This is a genomic window from Streptomyces sp. NPDC055239, from assembly GCF_053606205.1.
Map to the genome: position 1 here is coordinate 1 of NZ_JBSGRD010000029.1, position 14199 is coordinate 14199.

At 72.3% G+C, this 14199-nt stretch carries 9 protein-coding genes; 1 reads left to right on the forward strand and 8 read right to left on the reverse strand.

Features of this window, described 5'->3' with window-relative positions; genetic code table 11:
• The 8 genes from ACWFRJ_RS44360 to ACWFRJ_RS44395 form a co-directional block, all read right to left on the reverse strand.
• Positions 1–2870, reverse strand: a 2870-nt coding sequence (locus ACWFRJ_RS44360; protein ID WP_453544760.1) for an AMP-binding protein, incomplete at its 3' end; no start/stop codon positions are given.
• A 61-nt stretch (positions 2871–2931) separates the two neighbouring features.
• Positions 2932–4311 (reverse strand): M20/M25/M40 family metallo-hydrolase, encoded by a 1380-nt coding sequence (locus tag ACWFRJ_RS44365; protein WP_453544762.1) that lies wholly within the window; start codon positions 4309–4311, stop codon positions 2932–2934.
• A gap of 69 nt (positions 4312–4380) precedes the next feature.
• Positions 4381–5472, reverse strand: a complete 1092-nt coding sequence (locus ACWFRJ_RS44370) for an acyl-CoA dehydrogenase family protein (protein ID WP_453544764.1) — start codon at positions 5470–5472, stop codon at positions 4381–4383.
• Between the two features lie 54 nt (positions 5473–5526).
• The gene (locus tag ACWFRJ_RS44375) at positions 5527–6729 is read right to left on the reverse strand and encodes an acyl-CoA dehydrogenase family protein (protein WP_453544766.1); all 1203 of its coding nucleotides are present in this window, start codon (positions 6727–6729) and stop codon (positions 5527–5529) included.
• Positions 6726–10853, reverse strand: a complete 4128-nt coding sequence (locus tag ACWFRJ_RS44380; RefSeq protein ID WP_453544768.1) for a non-ribosomal peptide synthetase — start codon at positions 10851–10853, stop codon at positions 6726–6728. Before ACWFRJ_RS44380 ends, ACWFRJ_RS44375 begins: the two co-directional genes overlap by 4 nt.
• On the reverse strand, positions 10850–11716 hold the full coding sequence (locus tag ACWFRJ_RS44385; protein ID WP_453544770.1) for a [LysW]-aminoadipate kinase: 867 nt from the start codon (positions 11714–11716) through the stop codon (positions 10850–10852). Before ACWFRJ_RS44385 ends, ACWFRJ_RS44380 begins: the two co-directional genes overlap by 4 nt.
• A gap of 46 nt (positions 11717–11762) precedes the next feature.
• A complete protein-coding gene (argC, locus tag ACWFRJ_RS44390) occupies positions 11763–12791 on the reverse strand; it encodes an N-acetyl-gamma-glutamyl-phosphate reductase (RefSeq protein ID WP_453544772.1) in 1029 nt (342 codons plus the stop codon).
• Between the two features lie 89 nt (positions 12792–12880).
• A complete protein-coding gene (locus tag ACWFRJ_RS44395; protein ID WP_383283110.1) occupies positions 12881–13063 on the reverse strand; it encodes a lysine biosynthesis protein LysW in 183 nt (60 codons plus the stop codon).
• Between the two features lie 234 nt (positions 13064–13297).
• Between ACWFRJ_RS44395 and ACWFRJ_RS44400 the strand changes: the two genes are divergently transcribed.
• The coding region (locus ACWFRJ_RS44400) for a condensation domain-containing protein (protein WP_453544774.1) at positions 13298–14199 on the forward strand (902 nt) is incomplete at its 3' end.

Consider the following 14199-nt stretch of genomic DNA (forward strand, 5'->3'; position numbering starts at 1 on the left):
ACGAAGAACCCGACCACATCGTCGAGTTCGCTGCGCCCCCGCCCCGCCACCGGCGTCCCAAGGACCACATCGCTCTGCCCCGCCCAGCGCCCGAGCACGGCCGCAAAAGACGCCAGGACCGTCTGGAAGACGGTGGCCCGGCCCGCCTCCGCGACCGACCGCAACCGCCCGGCCACACCCCCACCCACCACCACAGGAAGCACGCCGAGGTCGTACGAAGCCTGACTGTCGCCCCGAGACGAACCGGTCGGGAGCTCCAGGGGGTTCGCGCCATCGAGGACAGACTCCCAGTGAGCGAGGCCGGACTCCAGGGTCTCCCCCGCGACCGTCACGCGCTGCCACGCCGCGAAGTCGCCGTACTGGAGCGGAAGTTCAGTCAGCGGCGACACTTCCGCACCGCCCGCGAAAGCCGCGTACAAGGTGCCCAGTTCGCGCAGCACGATCCCCAGCGACCAGCCGTCCACCACCGCGTGATGCGCCACCAGCGCCAGCGCCCACTCACCCGCCCCCAACCGGCCCACCACCACCCGCACTAGGGGACCCGCCGCCAGATCGAACGGCTCCTCCACCACCGACGCCAACCACCCCTCCACATCCGCATCGGCGACATCCGCCACCGAGACGGCGCACGGGAACGCAGGAACCACGATCTGCTGCAGCCCCCCGTCCGCCCACACGAACCGCGTCCGCAAAGCCTCATGCCGGGCGATCACCTCACCCACCGCCCGCTCAAGCACCCCCACATCCAGCGCACCGGAAACCCGCAGACCCCCCGCCACGTGATACGCCGACCCCGCACCCAGACGATCAAGCAGCCACAACCGCTCCTGACCGAACGACGCGGCAACTGGAGCACCGACGTCCCTGCGAGCAATGGGCGCAAGCTGCGCGCCGCCCTTCGACTCCGCCACCGCAGACGCCAGTTGGGCCACCGTCGTGTCACCGAGCAGCACCGCGAGCGGTACGTCCGCGCCGTGGCCCGTCTCCAGGAGTGCGCGGAGCCGGACGGCCCGCAGCGAGTCCAGGCCCTGGGCGACCAGGGGCAGGGCGGCGGAGACACGGTCGGGGGTGAGGTCAAGGACCTCTCCGACGTGGGCCAGTACGGCGGTGGCCGCCGGGTCGGCGGCGAGCAGTTCGGCTGCGCTGTCCTCGGCGGCCGGAGCTACGGCACCGCCACCGCTCGCCAGCGCGACGAACGTACCGGCGCTGTAGCGCTCGCGGCTCTCGTGGCGGCGGATCTTGCCGCTGGAGGTGCGCGGCAGGGCGCCCATCCGCACCAGCACGATGTCGTGCAGGGCGAGTCCGTGCTCGACGGTGACGGCGGCGTGGATCGCGGCGAGCACCGCGTCGGCGTCCTCGTCGCGGAACGCGCGGCTCACCTCGTGCAGCAGCACGACGCGCTCGTCGGTGCCGTCGTCGAGGCCGAAGGCGGCGGCCCGGTTGGGGACCAGGAGTTCGTGGCTGAGCTCGGCCGTGTACTCGATGTCCTGCGGGTAGTGGTTGCGGCCACGGACCACGATCAGGTCCTTGATGCGGCCGGTGATGAACAGTTCGCCCTGGTGACGGAAGGCGAGGTCGCCGGTGCGCAGGTAGCTGCGGCCGTCGGGTTCGGCGAGTTCGGCGGCGAAGGTGTACTCGGTGAGTTCGGGGCGGCGCCAGTAGCCCTGGGCCACGGAACCACCGGTTACCCAGACCTCTCCGACGGCGTCGTCGGCGGCAGGGAGCAGCGTCTCGGTGTCGACGACCAGGATGCTGTCCTTTCCCTGGATGTCGCCGCACCCGATGAGGGTGGTGCCCGACTGGCCGTCATCGGCGAGCGGTTGAGGGCCCTCGTCCGTGAGGGTCACTGCGAGAGGTTCGGTGCGCGGCTTGCCGCCGGTGACGAACAGAGTCGCTTCGGCGAGTCCGTAGCAGGGGTGGAAGGACGAGCGGCGGAAGCCGGCGGCGCCGAAGACGCGGGTGAAGTCGTCGAGGGTGCGGCGGCGTACCGGTTCGGCGCCGACCATCGCGTGTTCCCAGCTGCTCAGGTCGAGCCCGGCGAGCTCCTCCTCGGTGACGCGGCGCACGCACTCGGCGTACGCGAAGTCGGGGGCCGCGCTCATCGTGCCGCCGTGCCTGCTGATCGCGTCGAGCCAGCGGAAGGGGCGGCGCAGGAACGTCATGGGCGCCATCAGGACACAGGGGAAGCCGCTGTAGAGGGGCTGGAGGATGCCGCCGATGAGGCCCATGTCGTGGTAGGGCGGAAGCCAGCTGACGCCGATGCTGTCCGGCGTCGAGCGGTTGGCGTGGGCGATGGTGCGGGAGTTCTCGATCAGGTTGCCGTGCCGCAGCATGACGCCCTTGGGCGATCCCGTGGAGCCGGATGTGTACTGGAGGAAGGCGAGGGCGTCGGCGCCCGGCGCGACCTCGGACCACGTCGGCGCTGCGTCGCGGGCCACGGTGTCGGTGGCGGTCCAGGCGAGCTTGCCGAGGTCACCGAGGGCGTCACCCATGGAGGTGACGAGCTGGAGGGTGGAGTCGTCGGTGAGCGCGACGGTGGCCTCGGCGTCGGTCACGATGTCCATGAGCCGGTCGAGCCCGCGCTTGCCGGACGGAGGGTAGACGGGTACGGCGGCGGTGCCGGAGTACAGGCAGCCGAAGAAGCCGACGATGTACTCCTCGCCCGGCGGGTAGAGCAGCAGCGCCCGGCCTCCGGCGGCGCCCGACTGCTGCATGGCGGCCGCGGTGGCGCGGGCCCGGACGTCGAGCTCGCCGTAGGTCAGCCGGCGCTCCGTGCCGTCCTCCTCGAGCAGGATGTACGCGGTGGCCTCGGGCGTGGCGGCGGCACGGGCACGCAGCATCTCTACGAGGTCGGCGGGACGGAACGACATGGGTTTCCTCCGGTGTGCGGACGGGTGGGCGGGCCGGGCAGCGCTGAAGCGGTGCGAGTGCTCAGGGGTGGTCGAGCAGCAGCTCGTAGAGGCAGTCGGCCCCGAAGCGGACGGCGTCGGCGGGGACCCGCTCGTCGGCGTCGTGCATGTTCTCCTGGTAGCGGGATCCTGCGGGCAGGAGCATGGGGAGCCAGCCGTAGCAGTCCATGCCGAGGTTGGCGAAGAGCCGGGCGTCGGTGGAGGCCGGGGTGATCATCGGGATCGGCAGGCCCTCCGGGTCGGCGGCGCGCAGGATGTCCGTCAACCGCTCGTAGAAGGCGCCGAGTTCGGGCTCGTTCTTCGGGTTGCGCGATCCTTCGAGCAGCAGCTCGATCTCAAGTTCGTCGCCGAGGGTGCCGCTCGCGCTGTACTCGTTGACCAGGGCGCGCAGTTCCGCGATGTAGTCCTCGACCGTGAAGTCGCCGGGCAGGATGCGGCCGTCGAGGTCGACGGTGATCTCCGCCGGGATCATGTTGATCTTCTCGGGGGTGCGGATGATCGTCGGGTTCACGGTGTGCCGGATCGTGGAGTCCAGGTAGACGGCGTCCGCCGTGTCCATCAGCTCGTACGGCACTGTGGTGCGCTCGCCCTTGCGCAACGCCACCATCTCCGCGGCGAGTTCACCGCCCACGACCGTGCCGAGGTCCTGGAGCATCCGGTCGAACGCGGGCGTGATGTGCACCGGCAGGCGGCCGTCGCGCAGCGCGGTCAGTACCTCGGTGAGCTGGTGCACGGCCAGGTTCGGCCAGCCCTGGCGTGAGGCGTGACCGCCGCGCCCGCGCAGGGTGAGCCGCAGCCAGCAGGCCCGCTTCTCGGCGACGCCCACGGGGTGGAAGCGCCGGGCGGGATCGACGGTGAGCACGGCGCCGCCGTCCTCGCCGATGCAGTACGGGATGCCCTCGAACAGCTCGGGGTGGTGGGTGGCGAGCCAGCCCGCGCCGACCCGGCTGCCGTTCTCCTCGTCGGAGACGACCGCGAGCAGCACGTCACCGGCGGGCGCCTCGCCGCGGGCGTGCAGGGTGAGCAGGGCGGACAGCATCATGGCGAGGCCGCCCTTCATGTCGATGGCGCCGCGCCCCCAGACCTCGCCGTCGATGAGCAGCGCGTCGAACGGCGGGTGCGTCCACTCCTGCCCGTCGGTGGGCACCACGTCGGAGTGCCCGTGCAGCAGCAGCGGGGGCGCCTCGCCCCGGCCGGGGATGCGCGCGACGAGGTTGGGCCGCTCGGGGTCGGGGCCGAGCATCAGCGACTCGATGCCCGCGTCGGCGAGCAGGTCCGCGATGTACTCGACGCAGCGGCGCTCGTCGCCCGGCGGATTGACGCTGCGGAAGCGGATCAGGTCGCGCAGGATCGGGATCGGGTCTACGGCGGGGCCTGGGGCGGCGGCGGTCCGTGCGGACATGGGCCGGTCCTTTCGAGGGGGGTGTACGGGGCTGGCGCGGACTCAGAGGAGGACGGGGTGGGCGCGGGCTCAGAGGAGGGTGGCTGCCCGCGCCCAGAGCTGGGCCGGGCTGCCCCACAGCAGTGCGTCGAGCGCCGCGCGGCGGAAGTAGAGCTGGATGTCGGCGTCCTCGCTCATGCCGTGGGCGCCGTGGATGTGCAGGCACTGGGCGGCGGCGTCGCGGGCGAGTTCAGCGGCGAGCGCGAGGGCCTGGAGGACGGTGAGTTCGTCGTCGGTGCGGGCCGCCTGCTCGACGAGGGCGCGTACGGCGATGACGCGGGCCGCGAGCGCGGAGAGCGTGAACGCGAGGCTCTGGTGGCGGGCGAGCGGCTGGTCGAACTGCACCCGGCTCTTGGCCCGTTCCACGCCGAGCGCGAGCGCACCCTGCGCCTGGCCGACGAGGGCGGCGGCCTGCCGCACGCGCAGCGTCCGCAGAGTGCGCGCCCAGGCTGCCGTGGCCTCGGACGGTTCGCCGAGGAGCCGGCCGCCGAACAGCGGGACGCGCTCCAGAGTGACGGTGTGCAGATCGCCGCGGCTGATGTCGTCCTGGCGTCGCAGGGTGACACCGGGGTCGTCGGCCCGTACGAGCGCGAGCGCCGTACCGTGCGGGACTGCGCCCACGACGAGCAGCAAGTCCACGGCGTCCGCGAAGGGCACGAAGCGCCGACTCCCGGAGATCCAGGGCCCGTCGGGGCCGTCGCCGAGCGTGAGCGTGGCGGGCGCCACCGGGTCGTCGGTTCCTTCGGCGCGCGGCGCGAGCGCGACGGCGGCGGCGCCGTCGGCCAGCGCGTCCAGGAGGTCGGAGTGCTCCTGCGACTCCGACCCGAGCGCGCGGATCAATTCGGCGGTCGCCGCCGTGTCCTGGTAGGGCCCCCGGTAGAGCGAGCGGCCCATCAACTCACCGAGCTGGAGCAAGTGTTCGCGGCTCTCGGTACCGTCGGCGGCCGTGTCGAACACGCCCGTCTCGGTGAGGGTCTCCCACACGGCGGCGCGGGCCCGCGCCTGCTCGTCGGCGACCGGTCCGCCGCCGATCGGGCGCTCCCCCATCCGCCGTACGGTGGGGGCCAGTTCACCGCCGAGGAGCTCCGCCAGGTCGGCGGGCAGGGCCGCTACGGACGTCATGTATGGGGTCCTCTCAGGTCGAAGTCAGTCGCGGTCAGCTGCGGTCAGTCGCGGTCAGGAAAGGAGTTCGAGGCCCTGGGCGGCGATGATCTGGAGCATCACCTCGGAGGTGCCGGAGGCGAGGGTGTGCGCCGGGCTCTGCCGGTACACCGCCTCCAGACGGCCGAGGTCGGGTGCCTCGCCGTCCCAGGTGGTCAGCAGTCCGTCCAGACCCATGACGTCGGCGCCGAGCCTGACCACCGCGTCGGACTGCTGGGTGACGAACCACTTGGAGGCGGCCGATGCCACCGGGTCGGGCGTGCCGGCGAGGCGGGCGCGCACCATGTTCCAGGCGAGCGCGCGGCCCGCCGTGAGCTTGGCGTCGAGCTCGGCGAGCCGCTGCGCGTAGGCCGGTTCGGTGGTCCGCCCTGAGCGGCGCGCGTCCGCGACGACCGCGTCGAGCCAGCGCCGCAGCTTGGCCTGGAAGTCCATGCCGGTACGTTCGAGAAGGAGCATGTCGTTGATGGGCTGCCAGCCCTCGTCGACCCGGCCCACTACGTGTTCCGCGGTGAGCCGTACGTCCTCGATGACGATCTCGTTGAACCGTTCGTCGCCCATGCTCCACACCGGGTTGATCACCACGCCGGGCGAGCGGAGAGGGAGCAGGAACAGGGTGATGCCGTGGTACTTCACGGGGCCGTCCCCGGTGCGGGCAGCGCACAGCGCCCACTCGGCGAACTGCGACTTCTGGTTGAAGATCTTGCGTCCGGAAAGACGCCATCCGTCGCCGTCCGGCACGGCGGCGGTGCACAGCGCCGCGAGGTCGGAGCCGCAGTGCGGTTCGGTGAACAGGACGGTGGCGATCTCCTCGCCCCGGGCGAGACGCGGCAGGTGCCGGGCGCGCTGCTCGGGCGTGCCGACCTCCAGGAGGAACTGGCCCACGGTGTCGATGCTCAGGACGTGCTGGTCCTCGGGCACCCCGTGCAGGACCATCTCCTCAAGGACGATCCCCGCCTCCACGGGGCCGAGACCGAGTCCGCCGTACTGCTCGGGCCAGGCCGCAGCGAGCCAGCCGCGCTCGCCGAGCTGCCGGTAGACGTCGAGCAGTCCGCTCTCCTCGCGCGGGGCGTGGTCCTGGAGGGCGTCGATGGACTTGCGGACCTGCTCATCGGCGAAGAAGTCCCGCACGTCGCGGCGGAAGGCGAGCTGCTCGGGGGTGAGCCAGGTGTCCAGCGGGTCGGGGCGGGCAGCTGTCGGCTCTGGGCGGGTGGCGTTCATGCGCGCACCTCCCGGCGGGCGGTGCTGCCCGCGCGGTCGAGGACTTCCTGGATCAGGTCGGCGACCGTACCCACGTGCGGCGGAACCATCATGGCGTAGTGGTCGCCGGGCGCCTCGTGGTGAGTGAAGCCGCCGGTGGTGCGCGCCGCCCAGTATCGGGCCCGCTCCCCCGCTTCGGGCGCCTCGGAGGTGAGCAGCGTCAGCGGTACGTCGACGGGCTCCGGCCGCCAGACGGCTCCGCCGCGCACGGTCGCCACGAACGTCGCCATACGGTCGGCGAGTTGGGCCTCGTCGGCGTCGGGAGCGAGCGGGGATGCGGTGATCCTGCGTACGGCCACGGCGATCTGCTCCTCGTAGTCGAGAGCCTCGATGTCGTCCAGGGCGGGCATGTCCTCGGGGCCAAGGCCGCGCAGCCCGGCGAGGTCGACGGCGTACAGACCGATCGCGAGGGCGGTGCTCGGCGGTTCTGCGAGCTCGGGCGGCACGTCGGTGTCGATGAGGGCGAGCGCGGCGACTTCGGCTCCTTCCGCGCGCAGTCGGCGCGCGGTCTCGAAGGCGACGGCGCCGCCCGTGGACCAGCCGCCCAGGTGGTACGGGCCTGCTGGCTGAGCGGCCCGGATCGTGGTGGCGTGCGCTGCGGCGAGGGCGGCGACCGGGTCGCTCCCGTCGAGGGAGCGGGGCGCCTCAAGCGCGTGCAGCGGCTGCTCCGGGTGGAGCGATGCGGCCAGCGGAACGTACGGGGCGACGGAGCCGCCGCTCGGGTGGACGCAGTAGAAGACGGGCCGTGCGCCACCGGGCGCGAGCACCACGGGAGCGGGAGCAGTGTCCGGACCGGCCGCCACCGCGGGGCGTGCGGTGTCGATCAGGGAGGCCAGTTGCTCGACCGTCGCGTGGGTGAACAGCTGCCGCAGCTGGACCTCGGCCCCCAGGGTCTCCTCGATACGGGCGAGGAGCTGGGTGGCCTGGAGCGAATTGCCGCCCACCATGAAGAAGTTGTCGTCACGGGCGAAGTCCTTGCCGGGCAGAAGACCGGCCCAGATTCCGGCGACGGCACGCTCGGTGGCGGTGGCCGGGGCCTCGCGGTCCTTGCGGGCGCGTTCCTCGGGGGCGGGCAGCGCGGTCCGGTCGAGCTTGCCGTTCGGGGTGAGCGGCAGCGCGTCCAGGGTCACGAACGCGGCGGGCAGCATGTACGGGGGCAGGTCGTCGGCGAGGTGGGCGCGGAGCGCGGCGGGCTGCGGGCGGGCAGCGCCCTCGGCCACCACGTACGCGACGAGTCGCGGGCCGCCGTCGCCGTCGCCGTCGAGCACGACGACCGCGGCCTGCCGCACCTCGGCGTGCCGGGAGAGGACCTGCTCGATCTCGCTGGGTTCGATGCGCAGTCCGCGGATCTTGACCTGGGTGTCCGCGCGGCCGAAGAACTCCAGGTCACCGTCGCCGCGGCGCAGCGCCAGGTCGCCGGTGCGGTACATGCGGCTGCCGGGCGCGGCGAACGGGTCGGGCAGGAAGCGCTCGGCGGTCGCGCCGGGCGAGCCCGCGTAGCCCCGGCTCAGGCCGAGCCCGCCGATCCACAGCTCGCCGGCCACTCCGCGCGGGACGGGCTGTCCGAACGCGTCGAGCACATAGGCGTACTGGTTGGCGAGGGGGCGGCCGATGGGCGGGCTCGCGGAACCGAGCTGGGGGCCGCACAGGTGGTCCACGGAGGCGACCGTGGTCTCGGTCGGGCCGTACCCGTTGTGGAAGTCCCTGCGCCCGCCGTCGCGCCAGCGGTCGACGAGGTCGCCGGGGAAGGGCTCAAGACCCACGAACAGCTTCCGGAACTCAGGGAGTTGCTCGGGGTCGAGGACGGCGAGCAGGGACGGCGGGATGTCCGCGGTGGTGATCCGCTCGTCGCGCAGCAGCGCGGTCAGGGACGCCGGGTCGAGGAGGGTGCCGCGCGGCGCCATGACCAGGGTGGCCCCTGAGGCGAAGGCGCTGTAGATCTCGAAGACGGAGACGTCGAAGGCGGGGTTCGCGAACTGGAGCACCCGGTCGTCGGTGCCCAGGCGGAACATCTCCACCGACGAGCTGGTGAAGTTGACGGCACTGCGGTGCTCGACGAGGACGCCCTTGGGCCGCCCTGTCGAACCCGAGGTGAAGATGACGTACGCCAGATTGCGCGGATGCACGGCGACGTCCGGACGGCTCTTCGGGGCACGCTCCAGAGCCGCGCGGAACTCCGGGTCCCGCCAGTCGAGACGTACCAGCCCATCCGGACCGTCCGGGCCGTCGGGCAGGGCGTCGGCGAGCGCGCCCTCCGTGACGACCAGAGAGCAGCCCGCCCGGTCCAGCATGTAGCCGAGCCGGTTGGTGGGGTGTATCGGGTCGAGCGGCACATAGGCGCCACCGGCCTTCAGGATGGCGAGCTGGGTGACGGGCAGCTCGGGGCCGCGCTCCATCAGGATGCCGACTCGGCTCTCAGGACCGATCCCGAGCGATCGCAGGTGATGCGCCAACTCATTGGCGCGCGAGTCGAGTTCACCGTAGGTGAGTCCACTGCCGCGGAAGCGGACCGCGGGCTGCTCGGGGTGCAGGTCCGCCTGTCGCTCGAACAGCTGGTGCAGGGCGAGGCCCGCCGTGTCGTACGCCGTCTCGGTGCGGTTCTCTGCGGTGACGAGCTCGGCGTGTTCGGCGGCGGACAGCAGCTCTATGCGGTCGACGCGGGCCGACGGGTCGGCGACGACGGCCTCGAGGATGCGGCCGTAGTGGGCGATGAGCCGGTCGATGCGGTCGGCGTCGAAGAGTTCGGTGGAGTACTCGATCCACACGTGGTAGCCGTCGCCGGGCACCTCGGTGAGCTGGAAGGCCAGGTCGAAGCGCGATGTGCCGACGATCAGCGGCACTTGCTCGATGCGCAGACCGCCCAGGTCGTCGCCGTCCGCGCTCGCGTTCTGCAGCGTGAAGGAGATCTGGAACAGCGGGTTGCGCCCCGCCTCACGCTCGGTCTTCAGCGCGTCGACGACCTTGCCGAACGGCACGTCCTGGTGCATCAGACCGCCCACGACAGTCTCGTTCGTACGGGCGAGCAGCTCACGGAACGTGGGGTCGCCCGAGGTGTCGGTGCGCAGGACCAGGGTGTTGGCGAAGAAGCCGACCAGGGGCTCGATCTCCGGCTGTGTACGGCCGTTGACGACCGAGCCGATCACGATGTCGTCCTGGGCGGTGTAGCGGGCGAGCAGTGTCTGGAACGCGGCGAGGGCCACGGTGAGCACGGTGACGCGCTCGGTGCGTGCCAGCTCGACCATGGCGCGCTGGAGGCTCGCGGGCAGTCTGCTCTCGCGCACCGATCCGGCGCCGGTCGGCTCCTTGGGGCGTGGACGGTCGGTCGGGAAGTCAAGGACCGGCAGGTTGTCGAGCCGCTCGGTCCAGTAGGCGAGGCGGTCGCCGAAGGAGGACTCGGCGAGCTTGCGGCGCTGCCACACCGCGTAGTCGGCGAACTGCACGGGCAGCGGCGGCAGCGGATCGGTCACACCGGCAGCCTCGGCGGCGTAGTACGCCATCACCTCGCGCGTGACGATCGCCGTGGACCAGCCGTCGGTGGCGATGTGGTGGATGGCGAGGAGCAGTACGTGCTCCTCGTCGGCGAGGCGGAACAGGCTCGCCCGCAGCACCGGGCCGCGCGTCAGGTCGAAGGGCAGGCCCGCGCCGTCGGCGATGAGCTCGGTGACCTTCTTCTCCCGCTCGTCGGCGGGCAGTTCACGCAGGTCGGTGACGTCGAGCGGCACCGGCGCCGGCTCCTCGACGATCTGGTGGGGCAGCCCGTCCACGCTCTCGTAGCGGGTGCGCAGGATCTCGTGCCGCGCCACCACACCGCTGAGCGCGCGGCCGAGCACGGCGACGTCGACAGGGCCGGTCAGGCGCAGCGCGAGCGGCGCGTTGTAGGCGGCGGAGCCGGGGTTCCACCGGTCGAGGAACCACAGCCGCTGCTGGGCCGCGGCGAGGGGCAGACTGCGGTCGCGGTCGGCGGGCTCGATGCGCTGCTCGGTACGGCGGCTCTCCTGGAGCCGCTGGAGCGCCTCGCGGGCCCCACCGGGACGCCCGCCGGGTGCCCGGGTCGCCCGGCGGGGCACCCGCTTGAGCTCACTCATCGTTCCGCTCCCCCACTGTTGGCCACTCCCTGTACGTCTGCCTCTGCTGCCAGGGCGACGGCCGTGGACTCACCCGCGAGCGCGCGGCGCACCGGCCCCTCGGCACGGCCGTCGGCGATAAGGACCTCGGGCACACCGCCGACCAGTGCCTCGCGCGCGGCGATGAGCTTCACGGCCATCCCGCCCTCGGCGCCCGGCGGGGTGCCGTCGGCGGGCAGCTCGCAGCGCGCCAGGCGGCTCGACTCGTCGCGGGGATCGGCGAGCACGCCGGGCGCCGCGGTCAGGAACACCAGGCGGCTCGCGCCGAGCGCCACCGCGACGGCGGACGCGGCACGGTCCGCGTTCACGTTCACCGGCCGGCCGTCCTCGGCGAGCGCGGGAGGCGAGACGACCGGGGTGATCCCCGCGTCGAGCAGCACCTTCAGGGCCGCCGGTTCCACCTCGGCGATCCGCCCGCTGTGGTCGTCGCGCACCAGTACGGTACGGCCGTCGACGCGGGCCCGGATCGCGGTCTTGCGGCGGGCCCTGAGCAGGCCGGTGTCCAGTCCTGTCATGCCCACCGCCGCGATCCCGTGCCCGGCCAGCTCGACGAGCAGGGCGGGCTTGACCTGCCCGGCCAGGGCAAGCGTCAGCACCTCCAGCGTCGCCTCGTCGGTGTAGCGCGAGGTGACTCCGCTGCGCGCGGTGATGGTGCGCTGCTCCACGCCGAGCCGGGCGGCGAGCTGCTCCAGCTCGGCCGAGCCGCCGTGCACGAGCACGACCCGCTCCCCCGACTTGACCAGCGCGGCCACGTCGGCGCACACCCGGGCCGGGTCCACTCCTGCGGCCCCGCCGCACTTCACGACGGTCAGTCCGTCTGCCACTGCCCTGCTCCCCTTCTCTCCGGCTCCCACCGGTTCTCGCCGATGGCTACACCGGGTGCAGGCCGGTGAACCCGAGACCGAGGGTCTCCGGCCGGCCGAAGCGGATGTTCATGGTCTGTACGGCGTTGCCCGCACCGCCCTTGACGAGGTTGTCGAGCGCCGCGATGAGCACCGCGGTTCCGTCGTCGGGGTCGGTGGAGAAGCCGATGTCGCAGTAGTTGGAGCCGTTGAGGATCTTCGGCTCGGGCAGCCTGTACAGGCCGCGTTTCTGCGTGACGATCCGGATGAACGGCTCGTCGGCGTAGTAGGCGCGGTACAGCTTGCGCAGTTCGCGCTCGCCGAGGATGACGCCGTCGGCGGCCGCTACGCGGATGAGGACCTGCACGCCGCGCACCGCCTCGACGCCGGTCGCGCTCATCCGTGCGGTGAGGCCGGTGGCCTGGGCCACCTCGGCCTCGTGGCGGTGGCGCTGCGGCTTGAACACCCGCATGGCGCCGCTGCGTTCGGCGTGCAGGTTCATCGCGTCGGCGCTCACCCCCGACCCGCTCGATCCGACCCGGCCGTCGATGCTGACGTCGCTGCGGATCAGGCCTTCGGCGGCCAGCGGGTGCAGGGCGAGGGTCGCCGCGTTGGCCATGCAGCCCGGCATGGCGATCCGGTCGGCGGTGGCAAGCTCCTTGCGGTAGCGCTCCGGCCAGCCGGTGACGAACTCCTGGAGCAGCTCGGGCCGCGGGTGCTCGCCGTAGTAGCGGGCGTGCAACTCGGGGTCGCGCAGCCGGAATCCGCCGCTGAGGTCGATGACGACCTGCGCCTTCGTGCCCGCTTCGGGCACCAGGTCGCTCGCCACGGAGGGCGAGACGGCCGTGAAGATCACGTCGCAGTCGGCGACGTCCGACGGCTCGCAGAAGAGCAGGTCGGTGGAGCCGCGCAGATTGGGATGGACGGTGTCCACCCTGCGGCCTGCCAGCCTGCCGGACACCGCACTGACGATGTCCACTTCGGGGTGGCCGAGCAGCAGCCGGAGCAGCTCTCCACCGATATAGCCTGACGCGCCGTAGACGCCGGCACGGATCACGAGGACCTCCAGGTCCGAACAGTGGTGACGGGGCTGGGGAATGAGGGGGGCGCCCCGGACGGATGTCCGGGGACCCGGCGTCGGCCGTCCTACTCGCCCCAGTCCTCCTCGACCTCGGGCGCGAGGGCGAGCAGCAGCGGCTCAGTGGTGATCACTTCAAGTTCGCTCAGGCAGTCGCCGCACTCGACGATCTCGCTCTGGCGCACCCCGTCCGGCACGGCAACGCCGTTCTCGCACTCCGGGCAGGTACTGACCGCGGTAGCGGTGGTCATCCCGTTCCTCCTCGTGTCGGTACGGCCGGTGGTCTCCCGGCCCGTCCACGAGCGTCACCGTCCGCGGCCCCGCAGGACAGTCGGGGGAATCCCCTACAGCCGTCGACCGCGCCGCGTAGGGGTTCCTCCCGACTGCCGCGCACCGCGCCGCGCTGCGAGCCTCGGTTGCGGGGCTCGAACCGTTCCCGCAACCCAGAACCCAGCAAGCCACATATCCGGAGGGCTGAAACCGCCATGTCTGAGGCCGAGTTCACGTCTGGGGCCGAGCACGACGAAGAGGCCTTCTTGTTTCCCGCGTCGTTCGGTCAGGAGCGGTTGTGGCTGCTTGATCGTCTGGGTGCGGGGTCGGCGTATCACGTGGCGGGGGGTCTGCGGGTTTCCGGTGCGCTGGATGTGGGGGTGCTTGAGCGGGCGGTGGGTGAGGTGATCGCCCGGCATGAGGCGCTGCGGACGCGGTTCGTGTGGGCGGAGGGGGGTCTGCAGCAGGTCGTGGTTCCTGCGTTCCCGTGCGCCGTCTCGGTGGTGGATGTCGCCGATGCGGATGTGGAGGGGTGGTTGGCGTCGGTGGTGGAGGAGCCGTTCGATCTGGCGGCGGGTCCGCTGGTGCGGGTGGTGGTGGGCCGGTTGGGGGACGGTGAGTGGGCGCTGGCGCTGGTGGTGCACCACGCGGTGGTGGACGGCTGGTCGCTGGGGATCGTGCTGCGCGAACTGGGCATGTTGTACGCGGCTTTCGCGGGCGGTGCGGAAGTGTCGCCGCTGCCCGACCTCGACCTCCAGTACGGCGACTTCGCGGTCTGGCAGCGCGAGGAACTGCGCGACGAGGTGCTCACCGAAGAACTCGCGCACTGGAAGCAGACCCTGTCCGGCGCCGCCCCGCTCGACCTGCCGGTGGACCGCCCGCGCGGCGAGCAGAGCTCCTCCTACCCGGCCGGCTCCCTTCCTGTGGTGGTGGGTGGGGGTGTGGCCGGGCGGCTGCGGTCGGTCGCGGAGGCGGGCCGGGCCACCGTCTTCCAGACCGTCCTGGCGTCTTTTGCGGCCGTCCTCGGGCGCTGGGCGGGGCAGAGCGATGTGGTCCTTGGGACGCCGGTGGCGGGGCGGGGGCGCAGCGAACTCGACGATGTGGTCGGGTTCTTCGT